The 13,301-nt window shown below is 72.7% G+C and carries 12 protein-coding genes; 4 read left to right on the forward strand and 8 right to left on the reverse strand.

What is annotated here, in order from left to right; translation table 11 throughout:
• Positions 1 to 22: 22 nt before the first annotated feature.
• The 3 genes from ACGFIW_RS12585 to ACGFIW_RS12595 are packed head-to-tail and all read right to left on the reverse strand — an operon-like array spanning position 23 to position 2,347.
• The gene (locus ACGFIW_RS12585; RefSeq protein ID WP_393313702.1) at positions 23 to 670 is read right to left on the reverse strand and encodes a nucleoside/nucleotide kinase family protein; all 648 of its coding nucleotides are present in this window, start codon (positions 668 to 670) and stop codon (positions 23 to 25) included.
• Entirely contained in the window at positions 670 to 1,317 is a 648-nt protein-coding gene (locus ACGFIW_RS12590) for an SIMPL domain-containing protein (protein WP_357067844.1), read from the reverse strand. Before ACGFIW_RS12590 ends, ACGFIW_RS12585 begins: the two co-directional genes overlap by 1 nt.
• A gap of 10 nt (positions 1,318 to 1,327) precedes the next feature.
• Entirely contained in the window at positions 1,328 to 2,347 is a 1,020-nt protein-coding gene (locus tag ACGFIW_RS12595) for a prephenate dehydrogenase (protein ID WP_393313706.1), read from the reverse strand.
• 286 nt (positions 2,348 to 2,633) lie between these two features.
• On the opposite strand from ACGFIW_RS12595, the gene ACGFIW_RS12600 reads away from it, so the two are divergent.
• On the forward strand, positions 2,634 to 4,475 hold the full coding sequence (locus ACGFIW_RS12600) for a M48 family metalloprotease (RefSeq protein WP_393313709.1): 1,842 nt from the start codon (positions 2,634 to 2,636) through the stop codon (positions 4,473 to 4,475).
• Positions 4,476 to 4,521: 46 nt separating this feature from the next.
• On the opposite strand, the gene dapC is transcribed toward ACGFIW_RS12600, so the two are convergent.
• Complete coding sequence (gene dapC / locus ACGFIW_RS12605) at positions 4,522 to 5,631, reverse strand: succinyldiaminopimelate transaminase (RefSeq protein ID WP_393314064.1); 1,110 nt, start codon at positions 5,629 to 5,631, stop codon at positions 4,522 to 4,524.
• Positions 5,628 to 5,954, reverse strand: coding sequence for a ferredoxin (fdxA, locus tag ACGFIW_RS12610; protein ID WP_091422126.1), 327 nt, complete (start codon positions 5,952 to 5,954; stop codon positions 5,628 to 5,630). Before fdxA ends, dapC begins: the two co-directional genes overlap by 4 nt.
• A 79-nt stretch (positions 5,955 to 6,033) precedes the next feature.
• Between fdxA and ACGFIW_RS12615 the strand changes: the two genes are divergently transcribed.
• Complete coding sequence (locus tag ACGFIW_RS12615; RefSeq protein WP_393313712.1) at positions 6,034 to 7,083, forward strand: GNAT family N-acetyltransferase; 1,050 nt, start codon at positions 6,034 to 6,036, stop codon at positions 7,081 to 7,083.
• A gap of 849 nt (positions 7,084 to 7,932) precedes the next feature.
• Here the strand turns inward: ACGFIW_RS12615 and ACGFIW_RS12620 are convergent.
• The 3 genes from ACGFIW_RS12620 to mshB all read right to left on the reverse strand — a co-directional run bounded on the left by ACGFIW_RS12620 (position 7,933) and on the right by mshB (position 10,005).
• Positions 7,933 to 8,397 (reverse strand): hypothetical protein, encoded by a 465-nt coding sequence (locus ACGFIW_RS12620; protein ID WP_393313715.1) that lies wholly within the window; start codon positions 8,395 to 8,397, stop codon positions 7,933 to 7,935.
• A 64-nt stretch (positions 8,398 to 8,461) separates the two neighbouring features.
• Positions 8,462 to 8,911, reverse strand: a complete 450-nt coding sequence (locus tag ACGFIW_RS12625) for a hypothetical protein (protein WP_393314068.1) — start codon at positions 8,909 to 8,911, stop codon at positions 8,462 to 8,464.
• 14 nt (positions 8,912 to 8,925) lie between these two features.
• The gene (gene mshB / locus ACGFIW_RS12630; RefSeq protein WP_393313718.1) at positions 8,926 to 10,005 is read right to left on the reverse strand and encodes an N-acetyl-1-D-myo-inositol-2-amino-2-deoxy-alpha-D-glucopyranoside deacetylase; all 1,080 of its coding nucleotides are present in this window, start codon (positions 10,003 to 10,005) and stop codon (positions 8,926 to 8,928) included.
• Between the two features lie 86 nt (positions 10,006 to 10,091).
• Between mshB and ACGFIW_RS12635 the strand changes: the two genes are divergently transcribed.
• Positions 10,092 to 12,236: a prolyl oligopeptidase family serine peptidase gene (locus ACGFIW_RS12635; protein WP_393313721.1), complete on the forward strand. Its 2,145-nt coding sequence runs from the start codon at positions 10,092 to 10,094 to the stop codon at positions 12,234 to 12,236.
• A gap of 198 nt (positions 12,237 to 12,434) precedes the next feature.
• Positions 12,435 to 13,274 (forward strand): alpha/beta fold hydrolase, encoded by an 840-nt coding sequence (locus ACGFIW_RS12640; RefSeq protein WP_393313724.1) that lies wholly within the window; start codon positions 12,435 to 12,437, stop codon positions 13,272 to 13,274.
• The last annotated feature ends 27 nt before the right edge of the window (positions 13,275 to 13,301 follow it).

Below are 13,301 nucleotides of genomic sequence, written 5' to 3' on the forward strand. Positions count from 1 at the left end.
CAGCGGTCAGGCCGCCGAGCGGTCAGGCCGCCGGCGGCTCGGGCAGGCGGACCACCAGGTCGGCCCGGTCGGCGGTGGGGGTGATCAGGGCCGCGTTGGCCTCGTCACTGCCCAGCGCCCACTCGCGCGCCTGCTCCGGCGACCGCCCGAACGCCTCGTGCCGGGCGGTCAACCGACGCTGGCGCAGGTCGGCGTCCAGGTCGAGGAACCACACCTCGTGCAGCAGCGTGCGCACCTCCTGCCACGGGAAGTCCGGCAGGAGCAGGTAGTTGCCCTCGGTCACCACCAGCCGGGCCGACGGCGGCACCTCGATCGCCCCGGCCACCGGCTCCTCCCACTCCCGGCGGAACTCCGGCGCGTACACCGAGGTGGGCTCCAACCGACGCAACCGGCGCAGCAACGAGACGAACCCGTTGGCGTCGAAGGTGTCCACCGCGCCCTTGCGCTCCGCGCGGCCCAACCGGACCAGCTGCGCCTGCGCCAGGTGGAAGCCGTCCATCGGCACCAGTCTGGCGGTCGGCCCCACGGCGGCCACGACCTGCTCGGCCAGCGTGGACTTTCCAGCGCCCGGTGCGCCGGCGATGCCCAGCAGTTGTCGCGGGCCCGCCTCGGCCAGCGCCAGCGCGCGCTGCACCAACGCGTCGACGGACAGCACCAGAGGCGGTGGCATCAGTCGAGGACCGGCGTGCTGATCGTGAACCGCGCCTGCACGGCCGCCTGGACGGTCTGCGGCTGCGGGTCCAACTCAAGCTCTGGTGGGCCGCCACCCGCGCCGCTCCCGGCGAACGCCGCGCGGGCGAACATCGGCCGGTCGGCCGGCCCGGCGTCGGCCAGCTCAAGCAACGAGGTGACCTGGGCGCCGAGCGCCTCGGCGTACTCCCGGGCCCGCACCAGCGCGTCGCGGATGGCGGCGTGTCGGGCCTCGCGGTGGGCGGGGCTGTCCGGACGAAGCTCCCACCAGGGCCCGGCCACCTCGACCTGGTCCTGGTCGGCCAGCCGGAGCATCAGCTCGCCGAGGGCGGTGAAGTCGGTGACGGTGACGGTGGTGGTCACGCTGCCGTGCCAGGCGACGACCCGCTCGCCCGAGCGACGGGTCTCCGGTCGCACCCGCAGGTCGCCGGTCTCCCGCCGCGCCACCGCCGGCCCCGAGCCGTCCAGCAGCACCCGGATGGCGGCGGCGCGCTCGGCCAGCCTGGTCAGGGTGGTCTCCCGGTCCCGGTCCCGCGCGGTCGCGGTGACCGCGAACCGGGCCAGCTCGGGCGGCACCTCCCGGTACGCCTCGCCGCGCACCTGCACCACCGGACTGTCCGCCGCCATGCCCCTCAGCCTAGTCAGCCACAGGCCGCCGCGCCGCGTAGGAGACGGTCTCGACGCCGACGTGCAGGCCGCTCAGATGACCGCCGGCCACCCCCAACCCGCGCAACCAGGACACCTCGGCGGTGTGGTCACCGTCGAGGGGGAACCGCCTGTCGTCCGCGTCGAACCGGCGGCCACGCAGCGCCGCGCGGGAGGCACGCGCCTCGTCGTAGCGCGCGGTGAGCGCCGGTGCGTCGCCGGCGCGCAGCGCGGCGGCCAGGTCGTCCAGGAACGCGGTGACCTCGGTCAGCTCGCGCAGCACCCGGTCCCGGTTGCCGAGCAGCATGTTCGCGGTCCGATCGGCGGGGGTGCCGGCGACCCGGGTGCCGTCGGAGAAGCTGCCCGCGGCGAGCGCGAGGATCGCGTCGCGCAGCGGCGCCCGCTGTACGGCACCGGCCAACGCGCCGGCCAGCAGGTGCGGCACGTGGGAGGCGAGGGCGGCGGCCGAGTCGTGCTCCGCCGCGGACATCGGCACCACCCGGGCCTCGAAGACGTCCACCAGCAGCCCGGCCAGCCAGCGGAACGCGGTCGTGGCCGCCCCGGCGGCCGGGCACAGGACCCAGGCGGCGCCGGTGAGCAGGTCCGGCCCCGCGGCCGTCAGGCCCGCCCGGTCGGTGCCGGCCATCGGGTGGCCGGGCACGAACCGGTGCGTCAGCCCCTGGGTGGCGGCGAACTCCGCCACCTCCTCCTTGGTGCTGCCGACGTCGGTCAGCACACACCGCTCACCGGTCATCGCCGCCACCTCGACAAGCGTCGCCGGCAGGGTGGGCAACGGCCCGCAGAGGAAGACCACGTCCCGGTCGGCCACCGCCTCGACCAGCCGGTCCGGAGCGGGTACGCCGATCCGGCGGGCCTCCCGCCGGGTGGCCTCGTCCGGATCCCACCCGGTCACGTCGACGCCCGCGCCGTGCATCCGGAGCAGCACCGAGCCTCCGATCAGACCGGTGCCGACCACCGCCGCCCGCACCCGCGCGCCGGGCCTGTCCACCATCCGCACACCTCGACGTTCCTGCTGGGGGCCGACGCGGCCCGACCGGGTCCGGCCGAGGATATCGTCCGCGGCCGGCCCGCCCGCCGGTCAGTCCTCGACGTCCACCGCATCGTCGCGCCGCGACGAACGGGATCAGCCGCGCTGTCCTCTCCCCCGGCCGGGAACCGCAAGATCGTGAATCTGGCCGAGGCCGGTCCGGAAGGGGGTTGTCCGGTTCGGATCAGCGTCGTACGGTCCGCTCCGCCGCCCGCCACGTCGACGCGGGCTACAGCGGGAAGGAAACGAAATGTCCGCGACATACCGGGCGCTCGCCTCGGTGGTCATGTTGATCGGCTTCTACGTGGTCGCGCTCCTCCAGCTCGCCGCCGTCGTCGCGCTCGGCGTCTGGCTGTTCGACCACACCAACGGGATCGTCACCGGAAAGCTGCTGCTGCCCCTGGTCATCGCCCTGGGCGCGGTGGCCGTCGGGCTGTGGCGCGCGATCCGTACGAAGAACGAGCCGGCACCCGGCCTGATCCTCACCGAACGCGAGGCGCCGGGTCTCTGGGCCACCGTGCGCGAGCTGGCCACCGCGGTCGGCACCCGCGCCCCGGACGAGATCCGGCTGGTGCCCGAGGTGAACGCGGCGGTCGCCGAGCAGAGCCGACTGCTCGGCCTGGTCGGCGGACGGCGGACCCTGTACGTCGGGCTGCCCCTGCTCCAGGCGATGCGGACCGACCAGTTGCGCTCGGTCCTCGCGCACGAGCTGGGCCACTACTCCGGCAAGCACACCCGCCTCGGCGGGGTGGCGTACCGGGGTCGGCTGGCGATCGCGGAGACGCTGGAGCAGATCAGCCCGCGTAACCCGATCGGCTGGGTCTTCAAGGGCTACGCGAAGCTCTACCTGATCGTGGACAACGCCGCATCCCGGCGGCAGGAGCTGGAGGCCGACCGCTCCTCGGTGCTGCTGGCCGGGCACGACGCCGCGACCTCCGCGCTGCGTACCCTGCCCGCGCTCGACGCCGCCTGGGGCTTCTTCATGCGTCGGTACGTCGAGCCGGGCTGGTCCGCCGAGCTGGCGCCGGACGACCTCTTCGGCGGCTTCGGTCAACTGCTGCACGCCCGGCGGGACGAGATCGCCGAGATGCGGGAGAACGCCCCCGACCAGGATCCCTCGCCGTGGGACACCCACCCGCCGATCGGCGCCCGGGTCACCGCGATGGCGGCCCTGCCGGCCGGGGCCGTCGCACCGGACGAGCGGCCCGCCGCGCTGCTGCTCGCCGACATCGCCACCGCCGGACGGCAGTTGCAGGGGATCGTCGTCGACCACGGACGCCGCCAGGTGCTGCCCTGGGCGCAGTTCACCGCCGCGGCGGTCGCGGCCGCCGTGCAACAGAGGGCGGACGGCATCTACCGGGCCGCGGGGCGGTTCACCGGCGTTTCCCAGCCGGGCCTCACGACGGTGCTGGACCTGGTCCGCTCCGGCCGGTTGGGGGAGTTCGCCGAGCAGTTCTTCGACGACGCGACACGCGAGGAGGCCGCGGCCCAGTTCGCCGGGCCGATGGAGACGCTGCTCGACAACGCGGCCGTCCGCTCCGGTCAGGCGCGCTGGCAGCTCTCCTGGTCCGGCCCGGCGCAGCTCGTCGGGCCGCAGGGGCAACCGTGGGACCTCGCCGAGATCGCCAAGTTGGCCGTCGCGCCGCAGACCCTGGACGTGGCGTTGGCCCGCCTGGCCGAGCTGGGCATCGACCCCGCCGGCGCGACGGTGGTCGAGGACCGGGTCTCCGGGCGGGACGCCGGCCTGATCGGCGCACTGGCCAACATCAAGATCGACGGTACGGAGCACGACGTGCTCATCCTCGACCGGGGGCTGGTCCTGATCGTCAACCCCGGCAAGGCCAGCCAGGGCGAGAAACGGCTACGCGCGCTTGTCGGCTCGGTGTCGATGGCGGACCTGGTGGCCGGGCACACGTTCCTGCCCTACGAGGAGATCGTCTCCGTGGATGTCAGGCGGGAGGTGCCGCTGAAGGCCGAGGTGACCCTGCACGACGGCCGGGTGGTCGCCATGCAGGAGCTGATGGGCAGCGAACTGCTGGAGAAGCAGAGCCGCAACACCCTGCTACGGGTCTTCCGTCAGATCGCCGACTGACACCGTCCGGGCGGTCGGGCCGACGGCTCGACCGCCCGGAGCGCGATCAGACCTCGGCGAGGCGGGCCGCGACGCCGGCGATGTGCTCGTCGGACTCGGTAAGCGCCGCCCGCACGTGCTGCTGGCCGCCGGGGCCGTAGAAGACGCCGGCGGCGACCAGGATGCCGCGCCGCGCCAGCCAGTCGACTGTCTGCCAGCAGTCCTCACCTCGGGTCAGCCAGAGGTAGAGACCCGCCTCGGAGTGCTCGACGGTGAAACCGGCACCGGTGAACGCGGCGGCCAGCACCTCCCGCCGGGCGCGGTAACGCTCCCGCTGCTCCTCGGCGTGTCGCTCGTCCTCAAGTGCCGCCACCATGGCCGCCTGCACCGGCGTGGGCACGATCATCCCCGCGTGCTTGCGCACCTTCAGCAGCTCGGCGACGAGCGCCGGGTCACCGGCGACGAAGCCGGCCCGGTAGCCGGCGAGGTTGGACCGCTTGGACAGCGAGTGCAGGGCGAGCAGCCCGGCATAGCTGCCACCGCTGACCTGCGGGGACAGCACCGAAACCGGTTCGGCCGACCAACCGAGCGGCAGGTAGCACTCGTCGCTGGCGACCACCGCGCCGCGTTCCCGGGCCCAGTCGACCACCTTGCGCAGATGTGCCGCGGGCAGCACCCGGCCGGTCGGGTTGCCGGGCGAGTTGACCCAGACCAGGCGGACCCTCGGGGTCGGCCCCAGCGAGGTGAGCGAGTCGGTGCGCACGACAGTCGCGCCGGCCAACCGGGCGCCGTCCTCGTAGGTGGGGTACGCGATCGACGGCACCACCACCACGTCACCCGGGCCGATGCCGAGCAGGGTCGGCAGCCAGGCGACCAGCTCCTTCGAGCCAATGGTCGGCAGCACACCGAGACCGTCGACCCCGGCACCACAGGCCCGGGACACCCACGCCGCGATCGCGGCCCGCAACGCCGGTGTGCCGGCGGTCAGCGGGTAACCGGGAGCATCGGACGCGTCAGCCAACGCCCGCCGGATCACCTCGGGCACCGGGTCGACCGGCGTACCCATGGAGAGGTTGATCAGGCCCTCCGGATGCGCCGCGGCCAGCGTGGCCGCGGCGTCCAGGGTGTCCCAGGTGAACTCGGGCAGTCGCGACGAGACCGGCGCGGGCCGGTTCAGTGGCCCTCGCCGCGCGGCGGCTGCGCGGCGACGAAGGTGGCGTCCTTCTCCACCTTGCCGATCTTCGAGGCGCCACCGGGCGAGCCCAGTTCCTCGAAGAACTCGTAGTTGGCGCCGGTGTAGTCCTTCCACTGCTCCGGGACGTCGTCCTCGTAGAAGATCGCCTCCACCGGGCAGACAGGCTCACAGGCACCACAGTCGACGCACTCGTCGGGGTGGATGTAGAGCATCCGATTGCCCTCGTAAATGCAGTCGACCGGGCATTCCTCGATGCATGCCTTGTCGAGCACATCCACGCACGGCTCGGCGATGATGTAGGTCACCGGTCTTCTCCTCCGCAAGACACGCCGCGATCACCCGCGACAGTAAGAGCCTAGTATCTCGCCGGGGAGGGGGTCGATCGTGCTCCGACAGCAGGATGTGGGACACCGAATCGTAGTCCGCCGGATTGTGGGGATTCGCGAAGGCCGACCGCTCTTCTCCGATGCCCTCGGCGAACTGGTCGAGCTGAGCGAGACTCATCTCACCCTCGCCACGGCACAGGGCCAGCTACGCGTCCCGGTGGCACAGGTGCACCGCGCCAAGCGGGTGCCACCCACCCGGCGGCCCACCGCCGCGGCGGTCGTGGCCCTGGAACGGGCCGCCGACGAAGCCTGGCCGGCACCAACCCGCGACCAACTCGGTGACTGGCTGCTCCGCGCCGCCGACGGCTGGACCGGGCGGGCCAACTCGGCTCTGCCGATCGGCGACCCCGACCGGCCGCTGCCCGCCGCCGTGGACGCGGTCGAACGCTGGTACGCCGACCGGGGGCAGACCCCGATCATCAACACGCCGCTGCCACTCGCCGCCCCGGTCGGCGCCGAGTTGGACGCCCGCGGCTGGGCCGCCCGCCCGCCGGTCCTGGTCCAGACCACGCCGCTCCCCCTCCGACCGCCAGCGACCAGCTCACCGCCCGGCAACGCACCGGTCGCCCGCCGCACCCCCGCAACCGCCGGTCAGCACTCCGACCAGCCCGGCACCGCCGTTGCGGATGCCGATCGGTGGAGCAGTGCGGTCGTCGAGCTGGCCGCCGCGCCGAGCGCGGAGTGGCTGGCCGTCGCGGCCGGCCGCAAGGGCAGCCTGCCGGACGCCGCCCGGCACGTGCTCACCGCCGTGGGCCAGGTCCGCTTCGCCCACGTGTACGACGACAGCACGCTGGTGGCGGTCGGCCGGGGCACGGTGACCGGCCAGGGGCGTTGGCTGGGCCTCAGCCTGATCGAGGTGTCGCCGGTGGCCCGCCGTCAGGGACTGGCCAGCCGGGTGATCCACGAGCTGGCCGCCTGGGGCGTGTCGACCGGTGCGACGCATGCGTTCCTCCAGGTCGAGCAGCACAACACGGCGGCGGTCGCGCTCTACCGGCGGCTCGGCTTCACCACGCACCACACCTACCTGACCCGAGTCGCCCCGCACTGACCCCGACCGGCGCGCAGGGGCGAACCCACCCACGTGCGCGGGCCATGTACACGCGGGCCGACACACGCGGGCCGACACACGTGGCAAGGCCGGCACACGTGGCAAGGCCGGCACACGTGGCAAGGCCGGCACACGTGGCAAGGCCGGCACACGTGGCAAGGCCGGCACGCGCGGCGGGCCGAGCACACGTGGCAGGCCGAGCACACGTGGCAGGCCGAGCACACGTGGCAGGCCGAGCACCGTGATCGACTCGACATTCAGGAAGTTGCGGCATCTGCTTGCCCAGGACGGCCCGAGTTCATGAAAACCGAGTTGATCAACAGGAAGTCGGGGCATCCGCTCACCCGGGACAGCCCGACTTCATGAAAACCGAGTTGATCAAGCGGCAAGCCCGACAGCGCGGGCCCACACATGCCCAACCCACGCCAGCCCGCGCAGCCCACTCACGCCCAGCCGCGCACCCAGCCCAGCCGCGCACCCAGCCCAGCCGCGCGCCCAGCCCAGGAACGCGCCCAGCCCACGCCAGCCCGCGCAGCCCACTCACGCCCAGCCGCGCACCCAGCCCAGCCGCGCGCCCAGCCCAGGAACGCGCCCAGCCCACGCCAGCCCGCGCGCCCAGCCCAGCCCACGCCAAGCCGCGCACCCAGCCCACGCCCAGCCGCGCACCCAGCCCAGCCCACGCCCAGCCACGCACCCAGCTCAGCAACGCACCCAGCCCACGCCAGGCCACGCCCAGCCGCGCACCCAGCCCAGCCCACAAAGCAGCGCGCCCAACCACGCACGTCCCAATGGCCCAGCCATGCCCGCCTTACTCGTGAGCGGTGCGGCCGGTCGCGGCGTTCGGGCGGGTCAGCGGCGGACGACGCGGCGGGGTTTGGCGGCTTTGACTTCGGCGTACCGCTTGAGCTGCCGGGAGCGGTAGTCACGCCCCAGCGCGGTGAGCACCAGGTAGCCGATCAGCACGCCGGCACCGGAGGCGAGCAGGTACAGCCAGATCTGGGCGAAGAACGTCGGCGCGCCTCCGGCGAACGGGTTGTGACCGATCAGGAGGGGCCCGACCAGCACGGTCAGCACCATTGCCACGAGCACCACGAGGGCCATGTCAGTCGCCCAGTCCGCGAGTGGCCGGCGACGACCCCAGCGGAAGGCGACCACGGCCAGGGTCAGCCCGATCACCGCGAACATCGCCAGCGACACCCGGTCGGCGACGGTGTCGTCCTCCTCGAAGCCGAACCGGATGATCAGCCGGGCGACCACGTTGACCGCGAACAGTGCTGCCACGAGCACGCCGATGTCGCGCCACCGTCTGTCCATCGCCAGCCCTCCTGCCGTACGCCCCGTCGTGGGCTCACATCCCTGGCTGGAATATCTACCACCCTTACCTGGGTGGCGTCATCAGCCCGAGCGCGGTGGGTGGAGCGAGGATCTGCCGGAAGCCCATCACCGCGAAGGTCATCGCACCGGCCACGATCATGGCCAGGCCGACCCAGTTGTCACCGGCCAGCAACAGGTCACCCTCGTTTGTCCGGATGGCGGCCACCACCATCAGCGCAAACCACGGCACCGCCGGCAGCGCCACCGCCCACCTGCGGCCGACCGCCGCGTACGCGAACCAGCTCAGCACGATGTTGGCGCCGACGGCGAGGAGTGCGGAGACGCCGATCAACTGCCCACCGACGCGGAACGTGGCGAGCAGCAGCTCGAGGACCCCGGTCAGCACTCCGGCGACCACCACGACGATCGCGCCGGCCACCCGCAGGCCCAGGTCCAGCAGTCGCGGCGGCGGCCCCGCCGGGGGCGGGGCATCCTGGTCGTCCAGAACCGTCATCGACGCGGGCAGAGTCACCGAAGACCTGCCGCCGTGACCGAAGACCGGCCCGGGGCGTCCTCGACCGAAGACCGATCCGAACCAGCTGCGCCCGAACCAGCCCCAACCACAGACCGACCCGCACCAGACCCACCCGAACCAGCCCCAACCACAGACCGACCCGCACCAGACCCACCCGAACCAGCCCCAACCACAGACCGGGACGGCGCGGTCTCCTCGGGGAGCCCGGCGAAGAGGTCGTCCTCCCAGCCGTACGGCCCGGAGCCCGGACCCTTCTCGCCGACCGCGAGGGTGAAGAACTCCACGCCCATGAACTCGCCGCCGAAGTTGCCGGCGATCGAGTAGAGCCAGGAGGTGGCCGGGATCTGGGTGGCGTGCGCCCGCATCGCGGCCTCCTTGGCCGTGTGCTCGTCGGTGCCGTCGATCCGGGCGGCGATCTGGGCGTCCGGGGTGCCGAAGGGCAGGTCGGCGATGTCGGCGATGCCGCCGAACGGGTTGTCGGAGGACTCCGCGAAGTGCGCCATGCCGGCTTCCAGGACGCTGAGCGGCATGGCGGTCCAGTAGACCTTCCGCGGGGCGTAGCCCTCGGCGGCGGCCAGCTCGACAGCACGCATCGCCACCCGGTGGGCCTGGATGTGGTCGGGGTGGCCGTAGAAGCCGTTCGGGTCGTACGTGATCAGCACCTGCGGGCGTACCTCCCGCATGATCTCCACCAGGTGCCCGGCGGCCTCGTCGAGGTCGGCCTGCCAGAAGGCGCGGGGGTGGTTGTTGGTGTCGAGCCCCATCATCCCCGAGTCGCGGTAGCGGCCGGCCCCGCCCAGGAAGCGGTGGTCGCTGACGCCGAGCGCGGCGCAGGCGGCGGCCAGCTCGGCGATCCGGTACCCGCCGAGTTGGTCGGCCTCGGCGGCGGCGAGCTGGGCCAGCGCCGGGACGTGGATCTCGCCCTCCTCGCCGAGGGTGCAGGTCACCAGCGTGACGTGGGCTCCGTTGGCGGCGTAGTGGGCCATCGTCGAGCCGGTGCCGATCGACTCGTCGTCGGGGTGCGCGTGGACCAGCAAAAGGCGTCGGTCGGGCAGCGTCGTCACGACGGTCACTCTAACCGGCAGTCCGGGCCCGCCGACGCTGACGCGTCCGCCCAGGTCGGCCACATCACCCCCTGTACCGCTCTACGATCTGGTCTGTGGACTTTCCGGAGCTGGCCGCCCGCACCCGCCGGTTCAGCCACGGCGCGCCGCGCGCTGTCTCCGTGGCTGAGGACGGCTCTCGGGTGATCTTCCTACGCTCGGCCGGGCCGGAGGATCCGGCGGACGCGCTCTGGCTGCTGGACGTGGCCACCGCCGAGGAACGCCTGGTCGCCGACCCGGCGACCCTGCTCGGCGAGGGCGGAGACGTCCGGTCCCTTTCGCCGGGCGAACGCGCGCTGCGTGAGCGGCTGCGGCTCAGCGCCGCCGGCATCGGCTCGTACGCGCTGGACGCCGCCGGTCGGATCGCGGTGTTCGCGCTGGCCGGGCGGTTGTTCCGGGCGGATCTGGTGCACGGCGACGTGGTGGAGGTGGCCGCCGTCGGCCCGGTGCTGGACCCACGTCCGGACCCGACCGGGCAACGGTTGGCGTACGTGACCGACGCGGGCGAGGGCGTGCGCCGGGGCGAGCTGCGGGTGATCGAGGCGGATGGCGCCGACACCCTGCTCGCCGGCGAGGACGCCGGGGTGAGCTGGGGGTTGGCCGAGCACATCGCGGCGGAGGAGTTCGGCCGGTTCCGCGGCTACTGGTGGGCACCGGACGGGCGTTCGGTGCTCGCCGCCCGGGTCGACGAGTCCCGCCTGGACCGCTGGCACCTGCACGACCCGGCCGAGCCGGGCAGCCCGCCGACCGCCGTCGCGTACCCCCGGGCTGGTGGTCCGAACGCGGAGGTCAGCCTGCACCTGCTGGATCTCGATGACGGCTGGGTCGACGTGCACTGGGACCGGGAGACCTACCCGTACCTGACCTCGGTCAACTGGGTCGAGGGCAGCCCGTTGATCACCGTGCTGCGCCGCTCGCAGCAGCACGGGCTGGTGCTGGCGGTCGACCCCCGCACGGGTGAGACGCAGGTGCACGCGGAGCTGGCCGATCCGCGCTGGGTGGAGCCGATCACCGGCACCCCGGCGCACCTGCCGGACGGCCGGGTGCTGGTCGGCGGGGAGTTGGCCCACGACGGGTACGACGCACGGTGCCTGTTCGCCGACGGCACCCTGCTCACTCCGCCGTCGCTGTACGTGCGGCGGGTGGTGGGTCGGCTGTCGGCCGCTTCCGGCCCGGCCGACCTGCTGGTCGAGGCCAGCGATGGTGAGCCGAGCGAGCGGCACCTGTTCCGGATCCGCACCACCATCGGCGGTGGGGTGGACGCGCGCCGGATCACCACCGACTCGGGTTGGCACACCGCCGCCGTGGGCGGTGACGTGCTGGCCGTCGGGGTCGCGTCACTGGACCACGCCGGGGTGCGGTGGACGATCCGACGCGGCGACCAGGAGCTCACCGAGTTGCGGTCGCTGGCCGCCACCCCTCCGTACTCGCCGCTGCCGCTGCTGGAACGGGTGACCGACAGGCGGTTGCCGGCGGCGGTGCTCTACCCGGACAACCACGTGACGGGCCGACGGCTGCCGGTGCTGCTGGACATCTACGGCGGGCCGGGGCACCAGGAGGTCGTCGCGGCGCGGGCCGCGTGGTTGGAGCGGCAGTGGTGGGCCGATGCCGGGTTCGCGGTGGTCACCATCGACAACCGGGGTACGCCGGGAGTGGCCCCGTCGTTCGAGAAGGCGATCCACCGGCGGGTGGCCGACGTGGTCCTCACCGACCAGATCGACGCCCTGACCGCGCTCGCCGGGAAGCACCCCGACCTGGACATGGGGCGGGTGGGGGTGCGTGGTTGGTCGTTCGGGGGGTGGCTGGCCGGGTTGGCGGTGCTGCGTCACCCGGAGCTGTTCCGGTGCGGGATCGCGGGTGCGCCGGTGACCGACTGGGCGCTGTACGACACCGCGTACACCGAGCGTTATCTGGGGTTGCCGGAGGACGGCACGGACGTCTACGCGCACCACTCGCTCGTCGAGTTGGCCTCCGAGCCGCTCACCGGCCCGAACCAGACCCGCCCGTTGCTGCTGGTGCACGGCCTGGCCGACGACAATGTGGTGGCCGCGCACACGCTGCGACTCTCGGCGGCGCTGCTGAGCACCGGCCGCCCGCACGCCGTGCTGCCGCTGACCGGGGCCACCCATCTGGCCGCGAACGGCACCGCCGAGCGACTGCTTCCGCTGGAACTCGACTTCCTCCGCACCCATCTGCTGTAGGACCGGTCCTCGATAAGTGATTTCGGCACGTCGGGCGCCCTGCCACATGCGATGCTGACCGGAGCGGGGAATTCCCCAGGGTGGCACCGTTTTCGCTCTTTCCGAAAGGACTCCACAATGGTGGGAATTGCGCAGAAACCGTCGGTCGCCGCCGTTCAGGAAGGCGAGTTTCCGGTCACGCACTTTCGGACGACGACCGTGAACGGAATCGACATCTTCTATCGCGAGGCCGGGCCGGCCGACGGTCCCGTCCTCCTGCTGCTGCACGGATTTCCCACGGCATCCTCGCAGTTTCGTCACCTGATCCCGCTGCTCGCGGACCGGTACCGGGTGATCGCACCGGACTTCCCGGGTTTCGGCCACAGCGCCAGCCCGGACCGGTCGTCGTTCGACTACACGTTCGCCAACTTCGCCGACCTCATGCACGGGCTGCTCGGCCAACTCGGCGTGGATCGGTACGCGCTCTACTGCTTCGACTACGGCGCGCCGACCGGCTATCGGCTGGCCCTGAAGGGGCCCGAACGGGTCGCCGCGCTCATCGTGCAGAACGGCAACGCGTACGAAGAGGGCCTGAGCGCGTTCTGGGATCCGATCAAGGCATATTGGGCCGAGAAGACCGACGAGCGCCGTCAGGCCATCGCGTTCATCCTCAATTCCGACACGGTCAAGCAGCAGTACACGGCGGGGGTGAAGGACGTGACCCGGCTCGACCCCGACCGGTGGGCCCACGACGACGCCCAGCTCGCCCGCCCCGGCAACGCGGACATCCAACTGGATCTGTTCTACGACTACGGCAGCAACGTCACGTTGTACCCGGAGTTCCACGCCTTCTTCCGCGACCACCAGCCGCCGACGTTGATCATCTGGGGCCAGAACGACCCGGTCTTCCCGGCCGCTGGCGCCCACCCCTACCGCAAGGACCTGCCGTCGGCCGAGTTCCACCTGCTCGACACCGGTCACTTCCTGCTGGAAGACAAGCTCGACGTCGCCGCGCCGATGATCCACGATTTCCTGGACCGCTCCATCGGCCGATCCTGAGCGCAGGGGCGGTTGGCCCGCCGCCCC

This window comes from Micromonospora sp. NPDC048935 (assembly GCF_043197875.1).
Lineage (GTDB): Bacteria > Actinomycetota > Actinomycetes > Mycobacteriales > Micromonosporaceae > Micromonospora.

What these genes read in the sequence shown, in the direction of transcription:
- ACGFIW_RS12625 (WP_393314068.1), bottom strand. Translation starts at nt 8,911, where the DNA reads ATGACGGTTCTGGACGACCAGGATGCCCCGCCCCCGGCGGGGCCGCCG.
- ACGFIW_RS12620 (WP_393313715.1), bottom strand. Translation starts at nt 8,397, where the DNA reads ATGGACAGACGGTGGCGCGACATCGGCGTGCTCGTGGCAGCACTGTTC.
- ACGFIW_RS12590 (WP_357067844.1), bottom strand. Translation starts at nt 1,317, where the DNA reads ATGGCGGCGGACAGTCCGGTGGTGCAGGTGCGCGGCGAGGCGTACCGG.
- ACGFIW_RS12600 (WP_393313709.1), top strand. Translation starts at nt 2,634, where the DNA reads ATGTCCGCGACATACCGGGCGCTCGCCTCGGTGGTCATGTTGATCGGC.
- ACGFIW_RS12585 (WP_393313702.1), bottom strand. Translation starts at nt 670, where the DNA reads ATGCCACCGCCTCTGGTGCTGTCCGTCGACGCGTTGGTGCAGCGCGCG.
- ACGFIW_RS12595 (WP_393313706.1), bottom strand. Translation starts at nt 2,347, where the DNA reads ATGGTGGACAGGCCCGGCGCGCGGGTGCGGGCGGCGGTGGTCGGCACC.